The organism is Paenibacillus sp. PK3_47 (assembly GCF_023520895.1).
In the GTDB taxonomy this organism is placed as follows: domain Bacteria; phylum Bacillota; class Bacilli; order Paenibacillales; family Paenibacillaceae; genus Paenibacillus_AQ.
The window spans coordinates 497,681-517,172 of record NZ_CP026029.1; the positions used below are offsets into that span (position 1 = coordinate 497,681).

Sequence of the window (19,492 nt, forward strand, 5' to 3'; positions counted from 1 at the left end):
CTACTCACACTCATACTCATTACTCGAACTCATTACTCATACCCAGACTCACACTTGCTCATGCTCATACGCGTGTCCGTAACCTTACACCGCTCGTCCACACATACTATCATTCAAGTCTGCTATCGCCTCTCTTGACGCTGCTCCTGCTCTTCCCCGCTTATACGGGGTGAGGCAAAGTCCAGCGGGCTCCGCAGACCCTACTGCGCAATCTGCTCGCGGATGTTCGCGAGGATCTTTTTCTCCAGCCTCGACACCTGGACCTGCGAGATGCCGAGGCGGCTGGCGACTTCGGACTGGGTCTGGTCGCGGTAGTAGCGCAAATAGACGATCAGCCGCTCGCGCTCGGTCAGGGCGCCGATGGCTTCGTTCAGCGCCAGCTTGTCGAACCATCGCTCCTGTGTATCGTCGGCGATCTGGTCAATCAGGGTGATCGGATCGCCGTCGTTCTCGAACACGGTCTCGTGAATCGAGGTCGGCGGCTTGTTGGCTTCCTGGGCAAACACGATTTCTTCCGGTGTTACGCCCAGTGCCTCTGCGACTTCGCCGATCGTCGGCAGACGATCGAGCGTTTTGGACATCTCATCCTTCATCTTGCGGACCTTATTCGCCATCTCCTTGAGCGAGCGGCTGACCTTCAGGGTTCCGTCATCGCGCAGAAAACGCTGGATCTCCCCGATAATCATCGGCACCGCATAGGTGGAGAATTTGACCTCATAGCTGAGATCGAATTTATCGACGGACTTCAGCAGCCCGATACAGCCGATCTGGAACAAATCATCCGGCTCATACCCGCGGTTCATGAACCGCTGCACCACCGACCAGACGAGGCGGATATTGCAGCTTACAAGCGTATCACGGGCCAGATTATCTCCGGCCTGGCTGAGTGCAATAAGACGTTTGACCTCCGCATCGTCCAAGTAGGTCGGCGGAGCTTTTTTTGACTCTGTATCCATGGCTCCAACCCCTAATTGTATAAAGCTTTTTTCGAGACGATGGTTTTCTTCATAGAAATGGACGTACCGCGGCCTGCTTCACTGGTGACTTCAAATTCATCCATGAAACTCTCCATAATCGTAAAGCCCATACCCGACCGCTCCAGCTCCGGCTTGGACGTATACAGCGGCTGCTGGGCGAGTTCCAGATCTTCAATTCCATTCCCCTGGTCCTCAATCTTAAGATAGACGGTCTCATTCTCGATCTTGGCCGAAATACTGACGATGCCTTCTGGGTTGCTGTCATAGCCGTGAATGATACAGTTGGTGACAGCTTCCGATACGACGGTTTTGAGATCGTTCAGCTCTTCCATCGTAGGGTCAAGCCGCGAAATAAAGGCAGCCACCACGACTCGCGCGAACGATTCATTCTCCGACAGGGCGGCGAACTGGACACTCATGAAGTTTCCTGCAGCTTCACTCTTTGTCATAACGCAACCTCCAAATCCGAGAGTGCAGCACTCTCATCATCATATAAGGACATGATCTTGAACAAGCCTGACATATCCAGCAGCCGCTTCACAGGCGCGGTCGCATCGCAGATTGCCATTTTTCCGCCTTTGCTGCGAATCAGCTTGTACCTGCCAAGAATAACCCCAAGGCCTGAGCTGTCCATAAACTGCAGATCTTTAAGACTGAGGATCAGATGCTCCACCTGGCCCCGCATAATCGCCTCGTCCATTTCCAAACGTACATAATCGGCTGCGTGATGATCCAGCTCTCCAAATAACCTGACAATCAGCACACCCCGGTGATGCTCCATCTCCACATGAGAATTCATGCTTGCCACTCTCCTCTTCGCTGCTATTGAAACCGCCCTGAATTAATGTTCTTTTCCCCTTCAGGACAAGGTTTTCTACATGGCAATTGAGGAATCCTGCCCCCCGACAAAACTAGAAGAAAACCCCTATGAATCTACAGAAGACACAAGGGGAATCTACAAAAAACAAGAAATTAATCAATCGTGAACAGCGATCCCGTTGTACGCTTGAACAGCTTCCACCAGCCTGCCTTAGGTACATCCTCGCCTGCCTTCAGCTCATATTCCTTGATTACCTCTGTCCCCTGATAGACTACCAGCTTCCCGACGGTCTGTCCTTTGGCAACCGGAGCTTTGATGCTGGCCGGCAGTTCCACGCTGTGGCGGATTCCCTCCTGGGTAACGCCTTTGCGCAGCAGAACGCTGTAGGTTTCTTCAGCAGTGATCGGCAGCTCTTTTTTCACGCCCTTTTCAATCTTCAGTGTCCCGATGGCGTCGCCTGCTTTGTGAACCGTGTGCATTTTGTATTGTGAAAAGAGATAGTCGAACATGCCCGATACTTCACTGTTGCGGGTCTTGGTGTTCGGCTCCCCGAGCACAACCGCCACTGCACGCAGTCCGTCTCTGGACGCTGTAGCGGAGAGGCAGAACTTCGCTTCAGAGGTATAACCTGTCTTCAATCCGTCAGCCCCTGTGTAAAAGCGTACCAGCTTATTCGTGTTCACCAGCCAGAACGGCTTGGCCGAATCCTTGCGCAAATAATCCTGGTAGGAGCCGGTATATTTAATAATCCGTTCATGCTTCAGCAGCTCGCGGCTGATGACGGCAATGTCGTGGGCGGAGGAGTAGTGATCCTTAGCCGGCAGGCCGTTACAGTTGGCAAAATGCGTGTCCTTAAGCCCCAGCTCTTCCGCCTTTTTGTTCATCAGGTCGACAAAAGCGCTCTCCGAGCCGGCAATTTTCTCCGCCATCGCTACAGAAGCATCATTGCCTGAGGCCATCGCGATGCCTTTGAGCATTTCGTCCACCGTCATTTCTTCACCCGGCTCCAGAAAAATCTGCGAACCGCCCATAGAAGCCGCATACTCGCTCGTCCGCACCATATCGGTCAATTTCAAAGTTCCTTTGTCAAGCGCCTCGACGGTGAGCAGCATGGTCATAATTTTGGTAATGCTGGCCGGCGGCAGCTTGTCATGACTGTTTTTCTCATAAATGACTGTACCGGTGGCTGCATCCATCAAAATGGCGGAACGTGCACTAGGCGCCAGGTCCACAGCCGGAGCATTGCTGCTGCCGGTGCCTGCTTTGGCTTTTTCCTCCGCATATACACTCCCGGCCGATCCTAGAGCCGAAACGGCAATACACAACACGAGCATCCAATAACGCAATTTTCTCAAAATGTTCCCCTCCTGAACGTAGACCTTCATTTCACAGGTACTGTGTTTCAGTGTCGTCAGAAAGGCTGGAAATTATTCCATTACACCGCAAAAATCCCCGTAAGGAGCAGTTACCCTGGACGGTGTAAATGCTCCTTTAACGGGGACCCGGATTACGGCTGTCTATATGAGCTGCTAGTGCAGACGTTCTCCATAGTTCACGGCCGGGCGGCGTCCGCCCGCATGTCCAAGATACAGCCTGGACAATGCCGGATAACGGCTTGCCCACAAAGCTGCCAACAGCGGTATGCCAACGCCCGCAGCGGTGAACATCAGCAGTCCGTAATCTGCGCCGAGAAGATATTTTAACGCGTAATTCACAGGCAAGTGCAGGTACATGACCGCAATCGTGTTGCGTCCCAAATTCCCCAGCCATGTCAGCGGGAGCAGCTTGGAAAGATGGTACACAGCCGTACAGATCGTCAGGGAAATCAGCAGCGGGACTGCCAGATCAAGGACAATTGCGTCATATTCTTTATATTTCATGTTGAGACTATAGCTGATTACACCGGCAAATTCCATGGCAAAAACAATAGCACATAGCGGCAGCAATACAGCCAGAGCAGTGCGGGTACGGATCAGCGCAGGGATCATTGTCCGCCCGTAATAACCGATCGCATAATAAGTGACGGCCAGCAGCGCAACATCCATGTTCCAGGGGAGATTGAAATGTTTTAGGGAGGTGAGGGAAATCAGGTGGGATATGGCGTAGGCGGAAGCAATTAGAAGGAATTGCGTTCTTTTTGAATATCTGACGATAAATCCGAAGAGGAGCTGCGTAAACAGGAGACAGGTAATGAACCAGAATACCCCATAAGGTCCGGTCAGCGACAGGCCGCCATAAAGAAGTCTCGCGAGATTTTCGGCAAAACCCATGATATTGAGGTTAAACAGCAGCAGCACAGCCGCAATGAGGAGTCCGTAGGCAAAATAGGGAGTCATCAGCCCCTTCGTCCTCTTCACTGCCCAGCCGGCGTAACGCCCGGGGTCAATCGGTTTGAAAACCAGTCCGCTGAGCAGAAAGAACAGGGGCATTCGGAACCAGGACAAATAATGATTCGCTACCGCGTCGCCGGAGTGTCCCATGACTACAAAAACAATACTGAAGCCTTTGGCTGCATCTATCCACAGCTCACGCCGTTTTTCCACTTATCTTCCAACTCCTCCCAGTCTAGTTTAATTTATATTTAAGTATAGGAGAATTAACCTTATAATTCAATTTTCAACAATAAATTGGGACTTACGTCACAAGTGTGTCCGGGGTCATATACGGGAGATCAAACACCACCGATTCGCGCTAAAAAACGCATAAAAGCCGCAAGGAGCATTATTTGCTCCCTACGGCTTTCAATTAAGCTGAAATGTTGGCCCTGCATTAGACATATCAGGGTCTATTCTGAAAAGATTCCCTAATACCGGGTTACCCCGTCTTTGGTCACCAGTGCAAATACCAAAGGCTGTGGAGGAACAGGATTAGAGGTGATGCGGTAAGCTTCCAGCACCTTGGCTTCAGCTTCACGCACCTTGCCCTCACTGGCGTCATTCACATGCAGCACTGCCAGCGTATCGCCTGCAGATACTGCGTCCCCGACCTTCAAGGAGAGCTGGATGCCGACAGCCAGATCAATCAGCGATTCTTTGGTCTCGCGGCCTGCGCCGAGCAGCATCGCAGCTACGCCGATCTCTTCGGCCTGGATGCTCTCGATATAACCGGCAGATGCCGCTTTGACCTCAATGAACTTCCGCGCGGAAGGAAGAGTGTCCGGCGCCTCGACCTGGGAGACATCTCCGCCCTGTGCAGCGACCAGCTGCTTGAACTTGTCAAGGGCGCTGCCGTCCTCAATATGGGACTGCAGAATGGCGCGCGCTTCGGCCTCGTCCTTCGCCTTGCCGCCAAGCACAAGCATCTGGCTGCCCAGAATCAGGCAGACCTCCTGCAGATCCTTCGGTCCGTGGCCCTTCAGGGTCTCGATGCCTTCCTTGATTTCCAGCGCATTACCGATGCCGTAGCCCAGCGGCTGATCCATATCGCTAATGACCGCAACCGTATTGCGGCCAAGGTGCGTACCGATATCGACCATGGCCTGGGCCAGGGCGATCGAATCATCCAGCGTTTTCATGAATGCGCCGCTGCCGGTTTTGACGTCAAGCACGATGGCGTCAGCGCCGGCGGCAATTTTCTTGCTCATGACGGAGCTGGCGATCAGCGGAATGGATTCCACAGTTGCTGTTACATCACGCAGTGCATACAGCTTCTTGTCGGCTGGAGTAATGTTGCCGGACTGGCCGATAACAGCCGCGCCGATCTCGCCGACCTGGCTGAAGAACTGCTCCCGCTTCATCTCTACCGAGAATCCGCTGATGGACTCCAGCTTGTCCAGCGTGCCGCCGGTATGTCCGAGTCCGCGGCCGGACATTTTGGCTACCGGCACGCCGGCCGAAGCGACAAGCGGTGCCAGAACGACTGTTGTTTTGTCGCCTACGCCGCCGGTCGAATGCTTGTCTACTTTGATTCCGGCGATCGGGCTCAGATCCACCTGGTCTCCGGACATCGCCATCTCCAGCGTCAGATCGCCGGTTTCACGGGCGTTCATTCCGCGGAAATAGACAGCCATCGCCCAGGCCGAAATCTGATAATCCGGAATTTCACCCTTGCTGTATCCTTGGATCAGAAAGGCAATTTCTTCACGGGTCAGCTCTCCGCCGTCCCGTTTTTTCTGGATCAGGTCAACCGCACGCATTATACCTGCACCTCACGCACAAAGGCACGGACAAGACCGATAAATTTCGGTTTGGTCAGGTTAGCGACTTTTACCACCTGCTCATGGGTCAGCGGCTCCAGCTCATCTCCGATCGCCATGTCAGTGATACAGGTGATGCCTAGCACACGCAGCTGGCTGTGGCTGGCTACAATGACTTCCGGTACGGTGGACATGCCGACAGCATCTCCGCCCAGGTATGCGAGCATTTTGAGCTCGGCCGGTGTCTCATAAGTAGGGCCGCTGATACCGGCATAGACACCCTGCTGCAGCACCAGCGCTTCGCCGTCAACACCTTTCACCTCAGGCGCAAGCTTCTTGGCAAGCTCAATATACTTCGGATCATAGGCACGGGACATATCCGGGAAGCGTACCCCCAGCTCCGGATCATTCGGCCCGATCAGCGGGTTGTCACCGGTCATGTTGAGGTGGTCGGTAATCAGCATCAGGTCACCGGCTTTGAACGCTCTGTTCATACCGCCGCCGGCGTTGGTGATGACCAGTGTGCCGATGCCCAGCTTGGCCATTACATATACAGGCAGCACTACCTTGCGCATTTCATAGCCTTCATAATAGTGGAAACGGCCCTGCATAATCATGACATCCTTGCCTTCCAGCTTGCCGATGACGAACCGGCCGGCATGGCCTTCCACCGTGGAACGCGGGAAATGCGGGATTTCTTCATACGGCAGATAGACTGCATCTTCGATTTGATCGCCCAGATCGCCGAGGCCTGAACCGAGAATCAGCCCGATGCTCGGGGAGTATTGTCCGAATCTGGATTTGATATATTCGGCCGCTTCTTTTACCTGCGTACCATAAGGGATAGTTGCTTGTGTCATAAGTTGATCCTCCCGGATATAAATTGTGGATTGATATTATACAATCAGGCGCTTCAGACCCGAGATTACATCTTAGGAATGAATGCCAGAACCAGCTTCAGGAAGCGTTCACGCACACGTTCCGCTGTCTCCATCACCTCTGCATGGTTCAGCGGCTGCTCCAGAATTCCGGCAGCCATGTTGGTGATGCAGGAAATACCCAGCACTTCAATTCCGGCATGACGGGCCACGATGGTCTCCGATACGGTGGACATTCCTACCGCATCCGCACCCTGGCGGCGCAGCATGACGATTTCGGCAGGTGTTTCATAGTTCGGTCCGAGCAGTCCGGCGTACACACCTTCCTTGAATTCAAAACCCTGCTCTGCTGCAGCTTCTTTGGCCACAGCGATCAGACGCGGACTGTACGCGGTGGACATGTCCGGAAAACGTACGCCAAGCGCATTATCGTTAGGTCCCATCAGCGGGTTGCGTCCGGTCAGGTTCAGGTGGTCGGTAATCAGCATCAGATCGCCAGGCGTAAAGTCCGTGTTCACTCCGCCCGCAGCATTGGTTACAAGCAGACTGGTTACTCCCAGCTCCTTCATAACCCGTACAGGGAATGCCGTTGTCTCCGGACCGTAGCCTTCGTACATGTGGAACCGGCCCTTCATCATCACTACTCGGCGGCCTTCGATCATGCCGATCAGAAGCTCGCCTTCATGTCCTTCCACTGTGGATACAGGGAAATGGGGAATCTCATTGTAGGGGATAACCACTTCATCAGTGATCAGATCTGCCAGTACACCGAGACCGGAGCCGAGAATCAGCCCGATTTCCGGTGCCACCGTACATTTATCCTTGATATATACCGCTGCTTCCTGAATGTTGTTTTGCGTTACTGCTTCCATGATTGTTGCCTCCTTGAGGTTAGTCCTTATGGTTTATAACGGGTATTTACTTAAGTTCCGCCAAAAAGCTTGTCCCGTACTGCGGCGCTTTTGCCCCGAAGTTCTCGGCGATCGTTGCTGCCACATCCGAGAAGGTCTGACGGATGCCGAGGCTGCCCGGATTCTTGAAGCGCGGGCTGTAGACCAGCAGCGGCACATATTCACGTGTATGATCCGTTCCGCTGTGGATCGGGTCATTACCGTGGTCGGCAGAGATGATGAGCAGATCATCTTCGCTTAGAGTTGAGAGCAGCTCAGGCACCGCCTGGTCAAAGACTTCAAGGGCACGGCCGTATCCTTCCGGATCCCGGCGGTGGCCGTACAGCGAGTCAAAGTCTACAAGATTGGTGAACAGGAAGCCGTCAAACGGCTTGCGCAGCTCGTCGATCGTAAGCTGGATACCATGTTCATTGCTCTTGGTCGGGTAGCTTGCTGTTACCCCTTCACCTGTAAAGATATCATTGATCTTGCCCACTGCGATGACATCCTTGCCGATGTCCTGCAGTGCGTTCATCACCGTCGGCTCCGGCGGCTTCACTGCATAATCGTGGCGGTTCGGTGTGCGGACGAAGCTGCCCGGTTCACCGACATAAGGACGGGCGATGACGCGTCCGACAGAGAACTCCGGAGCCATTGTGAGCTCACGGGCGATTTTGCAGGCGCTGTACAGCTCTTCCAGTGGAATAACATCTTCATGTGCTGCAAGCTGGAATACACTGTCCGCAGAGGTGTAGACAATCCATGCACCTGTTTTCATCTGCTCTTCCCCGTATTCAACCAGAATCTCGGTGCCGGAAGCCGGCTTGTTGCCAATGACCTTGCGGCCGGTTGCCGCTTCAAATTTCTCGATCAGCTCAGCGGGGAATCCATCAGGATACACATTGAACGGCACCTCGATCTTCAGGCCCATCAGCTCCCAGTGGCCGGTCATCGTATCCTTGCCGACCGATACCTCCTGCATTTTGCCATAATATCCGGCAGGGGCTTCCACCGCTTCCAGCGGAGGCAGCGGAGCAATATTCGCAAGCCCGAGCTTCTGCAGGTTCGGCAGCTTAAGGCCAGGCACACGCTCCAGAATATGGCCCAGCGTATGGGCGCCCTTGTCTCCAAATCCTTCAGCATCCGGCGCTTCGCCGATTCCTACACTATCTAGTACAATAAATCCGATTCGTTTAAAAGAGGACATTGCCGTCTTCACTCCTTCATTGATGTACATACTCTTCAGGGAACTTCTTCAAAACAAGAAGAAACGGCTCTACCTTCCCCGTGAAGGAATCTCCCCACGAAGACCGCAGCAGACAGCGCCGCTGGCCAGGTACCCGTTTCTTCCGAAAGAACCTGTCCGGCCGCAGGGGTCCGGGTGATCCTTTCAGTATATTTCCATCATAACTATCTTACTCACAAAAAGCATCTTTTTAACACGTTAGTGCACTATTCAGCAGCAATATTTACACTTATTCCAGTCATCACTTCAGGCCTTATCTCGCCCGAGGATGATGGCTCTCATAGACTTCCTTCATGTTTCTGCGGGCAATCCCGCTGTATATTTGCGTCGTGGAAATATCGGAATGTCCAAGCATCTGCTGTACAGAACGCAGATCCGCTCCGCCTTCCAGCAAATGTGCGGCAAAAGAATGTCTCAGCGTGTGCGGTGTGATATCCTGCTCAATGCTGGCTTCGCGGGCATACTTTTTGATGATTTTCCAGAAGCCCTGCCGGGTCAGGCGTCCGCCCAAACTGTTCAGGAACAGGGCCTGCTCATCGGGGTTGCCCCGCAGCAGCTTGTCCCGCATACCGGCTGTGTACACGGCTACACTCCCGGCGGCAATGGCTCCGATCGGTACCACCCGCTCCTTCCCCGAGGCTCCTGTGCAGCGGGCGTACTTCAGCTCTGTCTGCACATCCTCCACATTAAGCGAGATCAGCTCGGAGACCCGGATGCCGGTTGCATACAGCAGCTCCAGCATTGCCTTGTCCCGCGAACCCTGGGGAGTTCCTTCATCCGGGGCTGCCAGCAGCCGCTCAATCTCTTCGATGGTGAGGATCATCGGCGGTTTTTTGCTGGGTTTGATCATTTCCATATCCAGTGTCGGGTCCTGCATTATCAGACGTTCTCTCAGCAGATAGTGAAAAAAAGCCCGGAGTGACACCGTATTTCTGTTCACAGTAGCCGTCGCCCGTCCTGCACCCCGCAGGCTGGCGAGATACTGGACAATATGGGTTCTCCGGATATCCTCCAGTGAAGCTGCCCCCCGTTCTTCGGCAAACTCCAGAAACTGTGTTACATCACGTCCGTAGGATTCCAGCGTACTCGAAGACAATCCTTTGTCTACGGTCAGATACTGCATAAAAGGCTGCAAGTGTGACTTCATTTCATTCACGCTCCTGTCTGCTCAAGGCTGCTGTCAGCGCATTGCAGCACATAGACATAAGGGTATTATAACCGGGTACACGGCACCTGCTGTGCCTGCCCCTCCTTAGCTTGTTTCGACAAGCTTCTACCTTCTTCCTGCTTTTGCGTTAACTATAGAGAGCAATCACTCGCCATACCAATAGTAGAGCCGGAGCCGCTCTCCGGTATTCAGCCCCCCGCCGCCCGGCGGACTTTCCTGAAATGCCCTGACGGCTGTTCCTTCCGGAATTTCATAATTATCAATCGGACTGACCCAGCTGCTAACCCAGCTCAGGGCATAATAAAGGAAGCAGCTTACCGCTACCATCAGTGTCATAAAATACAACCGGCGCACCGTTTTCGGCACAGAGATAATCATTTGGATACCTCCTGAAAGTTTTGGGAGCATCAGCAGCTATGGGCTGCTTCGTACAAAACTTGCTTCGAAAGCATACACTCAGTTTTGGGAGCATCAGCAGCTATGGGCTGCTTCGTACAAAACTCGCTTCGAAAGCGCAGTCCATCCCGCGCTGACTCGTCCTTCACTTTATGCACAAGGTATCCATGTTATGTATCCAGCCTGCAAAAATCATTTAAAAAGCTCCCTCCGGCAGCATACCGGGGAGAGCTTGTGCGGTAATTCCTCAACTAATTCATCTATAAGCTATTCGGGCGTACCGCCTTCTGCCGTGTTCTTATCCTTGCAGCGATAGCAGATCCCGTGAAAATCAAGTCTATGATCAAGCACCGTAAAATTAAACTCTTGTTCAAGACGTTCTTCCAGCGGCCCGAGCCAGTCTTCACGAATCTCATCCATGGTGCCGCATTGCACACAAATCAGATGATGGTGATGATGCTTGGCCGTATCTGTCCGCAAATCATAGCGGGCAACGCCGTCTCCAAAGTTAATCTTCTCTACCACATGAAGCTCGCTGAGCAGTTCGAGGGTACGATATACGGTGGCGAGACCGATCTCTGGAGCCTTCTCTTTTACAAGCATAAATACATCTTCAGCGCTTAAATGATCGTCTTCGTTCTCCAGCAGCACTCTTAAGGTCGCTTCCCGTTGGGGTGTAAGCTTATATCCTTGGGATTGTAGCTGTTGCTTTATCTTGTCTATCCGGGCTTCCACCTGTCTCCCTCCCCCTTGGAAAATTACCGCACCGGGCACAAAACCACTTCTTACATTATAGGGGGAGTCCCTTTGAGAAGTCAAACGGTTTTAGTGTCCTGCACCAGGAGACATGCTGTATGCAGGTGTACGCTACTTGAGTATTTTTCCTCATGCTTAACGCTTAAGGCGGCATTAGAGTGACAAAATCTTATCGGACACGCTACCCGGCCATTTGACAGGAACAGCAGCTTTACCCTAACGGACCCAGGGTCCCTTATTTCCTCCAAAAACCTATGTTCCGGACAGCTGACGGACCACAGTTCCGTTATGCAGGGAATTCCACTATGAAAAAGCCTGTTAACGATGAAATAAGAGACCTGTGGTCCGTTAGCCTGCTGAAGTGTACATTTTTCGGGAAAATAACGGATCTACGGTCCGTTAAGGACAACTGAACGTGATAGGTAAGAACAACCTCCGTCTATCCAATGCAACCTTCCAGCGGATTCATTGAATAATAGCGGCTCCGGCAACGTATCAGGGCGATTCCAACTTCAGACAATCAAGGTTTGTCCCCAAAAAAAGTGACCCTGCGCTGCTTCTGCGAGGGTCAAGGTCTATTGTAAGGGGGTCATGTGACTACTATAGAGCTCCAAGCTTAAAACAGGATGAATTTCAGATAAAGGTTTGCTTAAGGGGTTGGTGTCTGTTAAGGTGTTACCCTGCAAATACCAGCATTGGGGTCACCCATCTCATCATGGTCGGCGTCACCCACGCCTCAAAACCCGATATCCCCAGCACCAGCAGCGCCATCCCGACGGAGAGAAGTGTGTACATCGCAAAAGGCCTTGTCACCGGCGTACGCCGCTGGCCCAGCACACGGCTGCGGATCATCAGCAGGGAGAATGCGATCGCCGATGCGCTGCATACAAGGAGCACGGGGATCAGCACGAGATTGTGCGGGGCAACTGAGACCAGGGCGAACAGCATGCCGTGCCAGGAATATTCACTGACCAGACAGCCGACGGTGAACCCGATCAGCACACCTTTCAGAAAATCCAGAATCAGAATACCGGGCAGCCCGATGACAGACAGTCCGAGAATCCAGATCAGACCTACCCACTTCAGATTCAGCGCGGCAATGCTCCAGAAGGAATCCGGTGCGGCGGGCAGCCCCTGCTGATCAACCGTCACGAAGAAGTTGCCCAAATAATCCCCCAGCTCCTGCTGCTGGTCCAGTGTAAGCGCACTGACAATCAGCGCCCCGAACACAACCCCTACCAGAAATAATACCGCGACAAAAATATAAAGAGGCGTCTGTTCCTTCATCATCTGCCTTAAGCTGCGCATCGGGACGTGCTCCTTTCCGGTCATATGTTACACCATATGAGGAGATGTCCCGCGGTATGACTTGTCCAGCAAATCCTTCAGCCTGCTGCAGCTTACAGCTTGTCCTGCTTCATTACTTTGCCGTAGGTTCCGCCGCCGCCCGCAGACAGCGAAAGCTTACCGGTGCGTGCCAGCACGATTTGTCCGGCTAGCTCCGCTCCGGCTACAGCGGCAAGGTCTGCTTCAGCGGCCCTGTGCAGAATATTCATTTCTGTGCCAAAAGCCTGCAGCAGCGCATTCATCTTCGCCTTTCCCAGCCCGGGTATGAACTCAAGCGGCACCTGGTAGTGGTACGGCGGGCGGTAGTCCGGGATGACAGGTGTCTCCCTGTCGGCGATGTCGAGAATCCGGTCGAACACGCCTTTAACAAGCTTCTGGCTGCCGCAATACGGACAGCGCTCCGAGGTCGCATAGGCTTCGTCAATGATGCTGCCGCAGGCGGCACAATAGGTCCGGTGGTATTTGCCGAGACGGGGATTCAGCCCGAAGTTAGCGCTGACCCGCCGCCCATCCTTCCGTTCCAGCGCCATACGCAGCTCTTTGAATGAAGGCCCGGCGAGTTCGATGAGATTGTATTCGCGGCCTATTTTTCCCAAGGAATGAGCATCTGAATTGGTCACAAAAGAGTACCCGTCCAGCTCGGAAATATATCCGGCCATCTCTGAATCCGCACTGAGCCCCAGCTCCACTGCCGCAATCCGCTCCAGGTCAAACAGCTCTGCCATCCGCTCAGCAGCACAGCCGTACAGGCCCTTATGCGGTGTAAAAATATGAGCCGGTATCAGAATGCCGCCGCGCCCGTAAATCTCGTCCTGCAGATCTCTGGAAGAGGCGTACAGGCGCTGGGAGCTGAGATTGATGTTCCGCATATGCCTGCCCATCCAGCCGCTGAAGTCTTCCATCGCCGTAAGGTCCGGCATAAAGGCCAGCACATGGCATTCCTTATGTCCGGGTTCACGGATCTCAATCTCACTTCCCAGCAGTATTGTCGTTCCCCTGTAAGCGATCCCCCCGCCATCGGCAACGCTCATTTCCCCGGACTCCAGGGACTGATGAATGTCGTGCAGCACGCCCGGCGAATGGCTGTCGATGATGCCGATCAGCTCAATTCCTTTGCGTTCAGCCGCTTCCTTGGCAATTCCGGCAAAGGTGAGATTGCGGCTGCCGCTGATTTTGACGGCCTGTCCTGCTGACGTGCGGCCGATATGCACATGCAGATCACAATAGTAGCCCTGTAACTCCGGTGTCAGTGCCATTGTCCCGTCAGCGTGTAGAGATGCCATGCGTACACCGCCATCATCGTTTTGGCATCGGCAATCCGTCCGTCTGCAATGTACTGGTATGCTTCCTCCAGCGTAAGCTCGGAAACCTCCAGGAACTCATCTTCATCCAGAGCCATATCGCCAGCTTGCGCATTGTCGGTTACATACAGATGGATAATCTCATCGGCAAAACCAGGGGAAGTATAGAACGATTTCAGCAGCTTCAGATCTCCGCTGTGATAACCCGTCTCCTCCTGCAGCTCGCGTCCGGCGGCAACAAGCGGATCTTCCCCCGGATCGAGCTTGCCGGCAGGGATTTCCACTTCTGTCCGGTGCATCGGCTGCCGGTACTGCTCGACTACGAGCATTTTCCCTTTATTCAGGGCCAGTACTGCTACGGCTCCCGGATGAGTGACGACCTCGCGGGTGGCTGTCTTGCCGTCAGGAAGCTTTACGGTATCTACCTGCAAAGATATGATTTTGCCTTCGAAAATAGGCTTCGTGGACAAAGTCTCTTCATCCAGCGCCGGATTGCTGTGAGTTTCATTTTTTTTCATAGTTTATGGTCTCCTTTAGCTCAGATCTGCATAGGGTGTATTATAGCAAACTTAAGGGGAAAGAAGGAATGCAGGCATGAACGATATCCTTATCCGTACAAGCAAAGCTGCGGTCACTATGGTTGGTACACCGGAGCAGATTAAAGAGGTGCTCTCCAGGTGGACCCGGCAGTATGGACGTGATATGCCACTGGCCTACATTCTGCGGCTGCATGCCGATTCACATGTGAATGAGCATAAAGCCTGTTAACAGTAAGCGTATATAACTAAACATAAGGAGCTGTTCCCGGGGTATCCCCAGGTAACAGCTCCTTCCTTCGGTTCATGCAAGTGCAGTAACTGTACCTGCTTAGCCTTTTACACTTTCTTGTACAATAGCAACAACCAGCTCGGCTGCTTTGACGATATCCTCGGCTCTGATCCGCTCCTGCGTCGTATGGATATGCTCATAACCGATCGCCAGGTTCACTGTCGGAACCTTCAGGCCGTTGAATACATTGGCATCGCTGCCTCCGCCGGAATGGAACAGACGGGTCTTCAGGCCCAGGGAAGTGATGGCACGGTCCGCGAGCTGTACAACAGGATCATGTTCGTTGAAGCTGAATGCCGGATAGATGATCTCACTGCGGAATTCACTCTCCGCGCCGTATTCGCGTACGGTTGTCTCCAGTGCTTCACGCATGGATTCAATCTGCAGACTCACCTTCTCCTGTACAATACTGCGTGCTTCGGCATCCAGCTGTACATGATCACAGACGACATTCGTCGGGCCGCCGCCCGCGAACTTGCCGATGTTAGCGGTGGTCTCGTTGTCGATGCGGCCCAGCTTCATGGCGGAAATGGCTTTGCTGGCCACCTGAATGGCGCTGATGCCATCCTCAGGGTTCACACCGGCATGGGCGGATTTGCCGAAAATCTGCATGGTGATTCTCGCCTGTGTCGGTGCGGCTACGGCAATCGCCCCAATCTCGCCGTTGGAATCCAGGGCAAAGCCCAGGTCCGCGTCCAGATGGCCCGGGTCCATGGCACGTGCGCCAAGCAGACCGGATTCCTCACCCGCTGTAATCACGAACTGGATTTGGCCGTGCGGAAGCTTCTGCTCCTGGATCACACGGATTGCTTCGAACAATGCAGCGAGTCCCGCTTTGTCATCTGCACCAAGAATGGTACTGCCGTCACTGGTAATCCACCCGTCTTCCCCGAGTGATGGCTTGATGTTCTGTCCGGGCACCACGGTGTCCATATGGCAGGTGAACAGCAGCTTGGGTGCAGCTCCGCCGTTCTCGGCAGGCCAGGTTACGAACAAATTACCGGCTCCGTGTCCGGTACGTTCCATGGAATCATCTTCGACCGCCGTAAGGCCAAGTTCGCTGAATTTCTTAATGAGCACATCCGCAATCTGCCGTTCATTTCCTGTCTCACTGTCTACACGGACAAGCTCCATGAATTCTTCGATCAAACGGTCCTTTGCTATCATCGGACTTCCCTCTCTTTCACAGATACGTTACAATAGTCGTAATACGCTTAACATCTATACCTTTTAACTTAAACTAATTCCAAAGGAGTCACACATGCAACGTCAAAAATGGTTCAAAATCGTCATTTACATCATGCTCATCGCGATGATTGCCTCTACCCTGCTGCTTGTGGCCGAGCCCTTTTTGGCCGGTTAATCATACGCAGCCTCGGGTCGTTATTAATAACGTCAGGGAGATTTCCCTGGCGTTATTTGGCGTACTCCGGAGCACAACTCCCCTCATACCCGAAATGCCGCAAAAAATAAGGAACTAACTCTCCGGCAACCTCAGCCACATCAAAAGAGCGGCCTGTGCACTCTTCCAGCGAAGTGACTCCGTACTGGGCAATCCCGCATGGAATAATTCCCGAGAAGCCGCTGCGGCCAATCCCTTCCGTAACATTAAAAGCAAAGCCATGGCTGGTAATGAACCCTCTGCGGTGCTTGCTCTTGTTAAACTTGACGCCGATTGCGCAAATTTTCTCATCGCCGACCCATACTCCGGTATACTCCGGCTTACGTGTTCCTTCAATTCCATGGGATGCCAGGTAGTCAATAATGACGGACTCCAGCGTGCGGAGATAGCCGTGCAGGTCGACCCGGCCGTGCTCGCCGAGCTTAATGAGCGGATAACCGACCAGCTGTCCCGGGCCATGATATGTAATATCTCCTCCCCGGTCAATTTCAAACAGGGCAATGCCCTGTTCCTGGAGCTGCTCGCTGCTGAGGAGAAGATGTTCAGGGTGATGCTGTGATCCGATAGTATAGGTGGGCGGATGCTGCAAAAGAATAAGCTTTTCCGATGCGGTTCCGGCATCAATGGCCTGAACCCTTTCCTTCTGCAGCTCCCACGCCGCACCGTATTCCATCAGGGGGTGGTATGAAATTTCCAGCTTTGCAAATTCCGGCATGTTCATGACATCAGGTCCCCTTTGGATTAAAAGTCGAAAGTCCACAATACAGTCCTGTGCTGGCTTAGCAGTGCTTAATACAGCTTGGTATCCGGAGTGTAGGCTTCCATGTTGTCCTTGACACGCTGCAGGAACCGTCCGCAGATTACGCCGTCCAGAATCCGGTGATCCAGTGACAGGCAGATATTGGCCATTGAGCGGACAGCAATCATGTCGTTGATGACGACAGGCTTTTTGACGATGGATTCAAAGGTCAGAATGGCCGCCTGCGGGTAGTTGATGATCGGATAGGACAGGATCGAGCCGAACGAACCGGTGTTGTTGACCGTAAAGGTGCCGCCCTGCATATCGTCAAGGCGCAGCTTGCCTTCGCGGGTCTTCTGGGCCAGCTCGTCGATCTCCCGGGCCAGTCCGGCGATATTCTTCTGGTCAGCCTTCTTGATAACCGGCGTCATAACCGAATCTTCTGTGCCTACCGCCAGCGCGATGTTAATGTCGCGTTTGACGATAATTTTGTCCACGGCCCAGACGGAGTTCATGATCGGATAATCCTTGATCGCACTGACCACAGCCTTCATCATAAAGGCCAGATACGTCAGATTAATGCCTTCCTTACGTTTGAACTCCTCCTTGAGCTTGTTGCGGAGCACGACGAGATTGGTCACGTCGACCTCGATCATGGTCCAGGCATGCGGGATTTCCGATACGCTCTGGCGCATTCTGGTCGCAATCGTGTTGCGGATCGGCGTCACATCGATCAGATACTCCGAGCTGCTGCCGCGGCCGCCTTCCACTTCGATCGTCGGGATGCGCGGGGATTCGCTCAGGTGCAGGCCGGAATGGCGTACAGGCGGCAGAGCCTCCTGTACTTCTTCCTGAACGGCCTGCAGCACCGGCTGCTGCTGCGGTTCCGGCACCTGCCGGCTGGCAGGTGCATGCTGGGCTGCCTGAGGCTGCTGCACGGCACCGCCGCTTTCCAGGAACGCCAGCACATCCTTGCGTGTGATGCGTCCGCCGAGCCCTGTGCCCGGCACCTGCGTCAGATCCAGCCCGTGCTCTGCCGCCAGGGTCTGCACAGCAGGTGAATAACGGGAGCGCATCGGCGCATTCCCGTCAAAGGCTGCTGCCGCAGGCACTGGCGGTCTGCCGGAGGCAGGAGCGCCGGAGGCGGCAGGCGCAGCATTGCCGGCAGAAGGAGCTGCAGGCGCCGCAGATGCGGCAGGTGCTGCCGAAGCCGGAGCGGCCACTGCAATGCGGGCGATCACCTCGCCGACGCTGACAACCTGGCCCTCCTCCGCAAGCAGCTCCACCAGCGTGCCGTCCACGGTGGACGGCAGCTCCGCATTTACTTTATCTGTGATCAGGTCACAGATCGGTTCGTATTGCTCTACCTGATCGCCCGGCTGCTTCAGCCATTTGCCGATCGTTGCCGATACCAGTGATTCTGCCAGCTGCGGCATTATTACGTCCGTCAGCTTAGTATTGTCAGACATATTGTCACTCCTTAAAGTTTTGTAAGCAATGGCTTACTGTATAACTTCGTACCAACTCGCTCCGGAAGCATCTACTTAGTATTGTGAGTGCTGCTCTCCTGAATAAGCTTCGTACAATACTCGCACCAAAATCATGCGCTCATCAAAATCAATTTAATATTCTGCCAGCCGGAGCATTTCCGCCTTCACTTTATCCTTGCTCAGCATGAAAAATTTCTCCATCGGCGGGCTGATCGGCATGGCCGGCACATCCGGTCCGCAGAGCCGGAAAATCGGCGCGTCCAGCTCGAACAGGCAGTGCTCGGCAATAATGGCAGCGACTTCGCCGCCGATTCCGCCGGTCTTGTTGTCCTCATGGACAATCAGCACCTTACCTGTCTTGCGGGCGGCAGCGATGATCGCTTCACGGTCCAGCGGCTGCAGCGTGCGCAGATCCAGGATATGAGCGGAAATTCCATGCTCGTTCTCCAGTTCCTCCGCTGCCTGCATCGCAAAATGCAGCGGCAGGCTGTACCCGATTACCGTGATATCACTGCCTTCACGCAGCAGGTTCGCTTCACCGATCGGCACGATATAATCGCCTTCCGGCACATCTTCCTTGATCAGCTTGTAGCATTTCTTGTTCTCGAAGAACAGGACCGGATCGGGATCGCGCACCGCAGCCTTCAGCAGGCCTTTGGCATCAGCAGCCGAATACGGCGCTACGATCTTCAGGCCCGGCGTTCCGAAGAAAATCGATTCCGGACACTGGGAGTGGTACAATCCGCCGAAAATCCCGCCGCCGATCGGTGCACGGATGACGACAGGACAGTCCCAGTCGTTGTTGGAGCGGTAGCGGATTTTGGCCGCTTCACTGATAATCTGGTTCGTTGCCGGAAGCATGAAATCCGAATACTGCATCTCCGCGATCGGCTTCATGCCGTACATCGCCGCTCCGATCGCCACACCGGCAATCGCTGATTCTGCCAGCGGTGTATCCATCACGCGCTCTTCCCCGAACTGCTCCTGCAGTCCCTTGGTGGTCGTGAATACGCCGCCCTTCACACCGACATCTTCGCCGAGCACGAACACCGATTCGTCCCGCTCCATCTCTTCCTTCATCGCCAGCCGGATGGCATCGATATATTCCATCATCGCCAT

General features: G+C 53.8%; 21 protein-coding genes. 2 read left to right on the forward strand and 19 right to left on the reverse strand.

The window, feature by feature from the left end; all coding sequences use genetic code 11:
• Nucleotides 1–200 precede the first annotated feature (200 nt).
• The 15 genes from sigF to C2I18_RS02445 all read right to left on the reverse strand — a co-directional run bounded on the left by sigF (nucleotide 201) and on the right by C2I18_RS02445 (nucleotide 14,432).
• Nucleotides 201–956, reverse strand: a complete 756-nt coding sequence (sigF, locus tag C2I18_RS02375) for an RNA polymerase sporulation sigma factor SigF (RefSeq protein WP_249899693.1) — start codon at nucleotides 954–956, stop codon at nucleotides 201–203.
• An 11-nt stretch (nucleotides 957–967) separates the two neighbouring features.
• Nucleotides 968–1,426 (reverse strand): anti-sigma F factor, encoded by a 459-nt coding sequence (gene spoIIAB, locus C2I18_RS02380; protein ID WP_249899694.1) that lies wholly within the window; start codon nucleotides 1,424–1,426, stop codon nucleotides 968–970.
• Nucleotides 1,423–1,776 (reverse strand): anti-sigma F factor antagonist, encoded by a 354-nt coding sequence (spoIIAA, locus tag C2I18_RS02385; RefSeq protein WP_249899695.1) that lies wholly within the window; start codon nucleotides 1,774–1,776, stop codon nucleotides 1,423–1,425. The genes spoIIAB and spoIIAA overlap by 4 nt, the downstream gene beginning before the upstream one ends.
• A gap of 173 nt (nucleotides 1,777–1,949) precedes the next feature.
• The gene (locus C2I18_RS02390; RefSeq protein WP_249901981.1) at nucleotides 1,950–3,155 is read right to left on the reverse strand and encodes a D-alanyl-D-alanine carboxypeptidase family protein; all 1,206 of its coding nucleotides are present in this window, start codon (nucleotides 3,153–3,155) and stop codon (nucleotides 1,950–1,952) included.
• A gap of 171 nt (nucleotides 3,156–3,326) precedes the next feature.
• Nucleotides 3,327–4,340, reverse strand: coding sequence for an acyltransferase family protein (locus tag C2I18_RS02395; protein ID WP_249899696.1), 1,014 nt, complete (start codon nucleotides 4,338–4,340; stop codon nucleotides 3,327–3,329).
• 260 nt (nucleotides 4,341–4,600) lie between these two features.
• A complete protein-coding gene (locus C2I18_RS02400) occupies nucleotides 4,601–5,932 on the reverse strand; it encodes a pyrimidine-nucleoside phosphorylase (RefSeq protein ID WP_249899697.1) in 1,332 nt (443 codons plus the stop codon).
• The gene (locus C2I18_RS02405) at nucleotides 5,932–6,792 is read right to left on the reverse strand and encodes a purine-nucleoside phosphorylase (RefSeq protein ID WP_249899698.1); all 861 of its coding nucleotides are present in this window, start codon (nucleotides 6,790–6,792) and stop codon (nucleotides 5,932–5,934) included. Before C2I18_RS02405 ends, C2I18_RS02400 begins: the two co-directional genes overlap by 1 nt.
• 65 nt (nucleotides 6,793–6,857) lie before the next feature.
• Nucleotides 6,858–7,682: a purine-nucleoside phosphorylase gene (locus C2I18_RS02410; RefSeq protein ID WP_249899699.1), complete on the reverse strand. Its 825-nt coding sequence runs from the start codon at nucleotides 7,680–7,682 to the stop codon at nucleotides 6,858–6,860.
• 46 nt (nucleotides 7,683–7,728) lie between these two features.
• Entirely contained in the window at nucleotides 7,729–8,907 is a 1,179-nt protein-coding gene (gene deoB, locus C2I18_RS02415) for a phosphopentomutase (RefSeq protein WP_249899700.1), read from the reverse strand.
• A 292-nt stretch (nucleotides 8,908–9,199) separates the two neighbouring features.
• Nucleotides 9,200–10,093, reverse strand: coding sequence for a site-specific tyrosine recombinase XerD (gene xerD, locus C2I18_RS02420; protein ID WP_249899701.1), 894 nt, complete (start codon nucleotides 10,091–10,093; stop codon nucleotides 9,200–9,202).
• A 165-nt stretch (nucleotides 10,094–10,258) separates the two neighbouring features.
• Nucleotides 10,259–10,492, reverse strand: a complete 234-nt coding sequence (locus C2I18_RS02425) for a DUF4227 family protein (protein WP_249899702.1) — start codon at nucleotides 10,490–10,492, stop codon at nucleotides 10,259–10,261.
• A 285-nt stretch (nucleotides 10,493–10,777) separates the two neighbouring features.
• On the reverse strand, nucleotides 10,778–11,245 hold the full coding sequence (gene fur / locus C2I18_RS02430) for a ferric iron uptake transcriptional regulator (RefSeq protein WP_249899703.1): 468 nt from the start codon (nucleotides 11,243–11,245) through the stop codon (nucleotides 10,778–10,780).
• A 696-nt stretch (nucleotides 11,246–11,941) separates the two neighbouring features.
• A complete protein-coding gene (gene spoIIM / locus C2I18_RS02435) occupies nucleotides 11,942–12,574 on the reverse strand; it encodes a stage II sporulation protein M (RefSeq protein WP_249899704.1) in 633 nt (210 codons plus the stop codon).
• A 92-nt stretch (nucleotides 12,575–12,666) separates the two neighbouring features.
• A complete protein-coding gene (locus C2I18_RS02440; RefSeq protein WP_249899705.1) occupies nucleotides 12,667–13,869 on the reverse strand; it encodes an endonuclease Q family protein in 1,203 nt (400 codons plus the stop codon).
• Nucleotides 13,860–14,432 (reverse strand): NUDIX domain-containing protein, encoded by a 573-nt coding sequence (locus tag C2I18_RS02445; RefSeq protein WP_249899706.1) that lies wholly within the window; start codon nucleotides 14,430–14,432, stop codon nucleotides 13,860–13,862. The genes C2I18_RS02440 and C2I18_RS02445 overlap by 10 nt, the downstream gene beginning before the upstream one ends.
• Before the next feature lie 76 nt (nucleotides 14,433–14,508).
• On the opposite strand from C2I18_RS02445, the gene C2I18_RS02450 reads away from it, so the two are divergent.
• Nucleotides 14,509–14,682, forward strand: a complete 174-nt coding sequence (locus C2I18_RS02450) for a hypothetical protein (RefSeq protein ID WP_249899707.1) — start codon at nucleotides 14,509–14,511, stop codon at nucleotides 14,680–14,682.
• Between the two features lie 99 nt (nucleotides 14,683–14,781).
• On the opposite strand, the gene C2I18_RS02455 is transcribed toward C2I18_RS02450, so the two are convergent.
• Nucleotides 14,782–15,909: a M20/M25/M40 family metallo-hydrolase gene (locus C2I18_RS02455; RefSeq protein ID WP_249899708.1), complete on the reverse strand. Its 1,128-nt coding sequence runs from the start codon at nucleotides 15,907–15,909 to the stop codon at nucleotides 14,782–14,784.
• 94 nt (nucleotides 15,910–16,003) lie between these two features.
• Here C2I18_RS02455 and prli42 point away from each other — a divergent pair, with 94 nt between their 5' ends.
• Nucleotides 16,004–16,105, forward strand: coding sequence for a stressosome-associated protein Prli42 (prli42, locus tag C2I18_RS02460; RefSeq protein WP_249899709.1), 102 nt, complete (start codon nucleotides 16,004–16,006; stop codon nucleotides 16,103–16,105).
• A 52-nt stretch (nucleotides 16,106–16,157) separates the two neighbouring features.
• Here the strand turns inward: prli42 and lipB are convergent, their stop codons facing one another.
• The 3 genes from lipB to C2I18_RS02475 form a co-directional block, all read right to left on the reverse strand.
• A complete protein-coding gene (gene lipB, locus C2I18_RS02465) occupies nucleotides 16,158–16,865 on the reverse strand; it encodes a lipoyl(octanoyl) transferase LipB (RefSeq protein WP_249899710.1) in 708 nt (235 codons plus the stop codon).
• A 68-nt stretch (nucleotides 16,866–16,933) separates the two neighbouring features.
• The gene (locus tag C2I18_RS02470) at nucleotides 16,934–18,352 is read right to left on the reverse strand and encodes a dihydrolipoamide acetyltransferase family protein (protein ID WP_249899711.1); all 1,419 of its coding nucleotides are present in this window, start codon (nucleotides 18,350–18,352) and stop codon (nucleotides 16,934–16,936) included.
• Nucleotides 18,353–18,505: 153 nt separating this feature from the next.
• Nucleotides 18,506–19,492 (reverse strand): alpha-ketoacid dehydrogenase subunit beta, encoded by a 987-nt coding sequence (locus C2I18_RS02475; RefSeq protein WP_249899712.1) that lies wholly within the window; start codon nucleotides 19,490–19,492, stop codon nucleotides 18,506–18,508.

Bases quoted from the DNA above. Each gene is read 5' to 3' on its own strand.
- sigF (WP_249899693.1), bottom strand. From the start codon at position 956: ATGGATACAGAGTCAAAAAAAGCTCCGCCGACCTACTTGGACGATGCG.
- spoIIAB (WP_249899694.1), bottom strand. From the start codon at position 1,426: ATGACAAAGAGTGAAGCTGCAGGAAACTTCATGAGTGTCCAGTTCGCC.
- spoIIAA (WP_249899695.1), bottom strand. From the start codon at position 1,776: ATGAATTCTCATGTGGAGATGGAGCATCACCGGGGTGTGCTGATTGTC.
- C2I18_RS02400 (WP_249899697.1), bottom strand. From the start codon at position 5,932: ATGCGTGCGGTTGACCTGATCCAGAAAAAACGGGACGGCGGAGAGCTG.
- C2I18_RS02405 (WP_249899698.1), bottom strand. From the start codon at position 6,792: ATGACACAAGCAACTATCCCTTATGGTACGCAGGTAAAAGAAGCGGCC.
- C2I18_RS02410 (WP_249899699.1), bottom strand. From the start codon at position 7,682: ATGGAAGCAGTAACGCAAAACAACATTCAGGAAGCAGCGGTATATATC.
- deoB (WP_249899700.1), bottom strand. From the start codon at position 8,907: ATGTCCTCTTTTAAACGAATCGGATTTATTGTACTAGATAGTGTAGGA.
- xerD (WP_249899701.1), bottom strand. From the start codon at position 10,093: ATGAAGTCACACTTGCAGCCTTTTATGCAGTATCTGACCGTAGACAAA.
- C2I18_RS02425 (WP_249899702.1), bottom strand. From the start codon at position 10,492: ATGATTATCTCTGTGCCGAAAACGGTGCGCCGGTTGTATTTTATGACA.
- spoIIM (WP_249899704.1), bottom strand. From the start codon at position 12,574: ATGCGCAGCTTAAGGCAGATGATGAAGGAACAGACGCCTCTTTATATT.
- C2I18_RS02440 (WP_249899705.1), bottom strand. From the start codon at position 13,869: ATGGCACTGACACCGGAGTTACAGGGCTACTATTGTGATCTGCATGTG.
- C2I18_RS02445 (WP_249899706.1), bottom strand. From the start codon at position 14,432: ATGAAAAAAAATGAAACTCACAGCAATCCGGCGCTGGATGAAGAGACT.
- C2I18_RS02450 (WP_249899707.1), top strand. From the start codon at position 14,509: ATGAACGATATCCTTATCCGTACAAGCAAAGCTGCGGTCACTATGGTT.
- C2I18_RS02455 (WP_249899708.1), bottom strand. From the start codon at position 15,909: ATGATAGCAAAGGACCGTTTGATCGAAGAATTCATGGAGCTTGTCCGT.
- prli42 (WP_249899709.1), top strand. From the start codon at position 16,004: ATGCAACGTCAAAAATGGTTCAAAATCGTCATTTACATCATGCTCATC.
- lipB (WP_249899710.1), bottom strand. From the start codon at position 16,865: ATGAACATGCCGGAATTTGCAAAGCTGGAAATTTCATACCACCCCCTG.
- C2I18_RS02470 (WP_249899711.1), bottom strand. From the start codon at position 18,352: ATGTCTGACAATACTAAGCTGACGGACGTAATAATGCCGCAGCTGGCA.
- C2I18_RS02475 (WP_249899712.1), bottom strand. From the start codon at position 19,492: ATGGCGATGATGGAATATATCGATGCCATCCGGCTGGCGATGAAGGAA.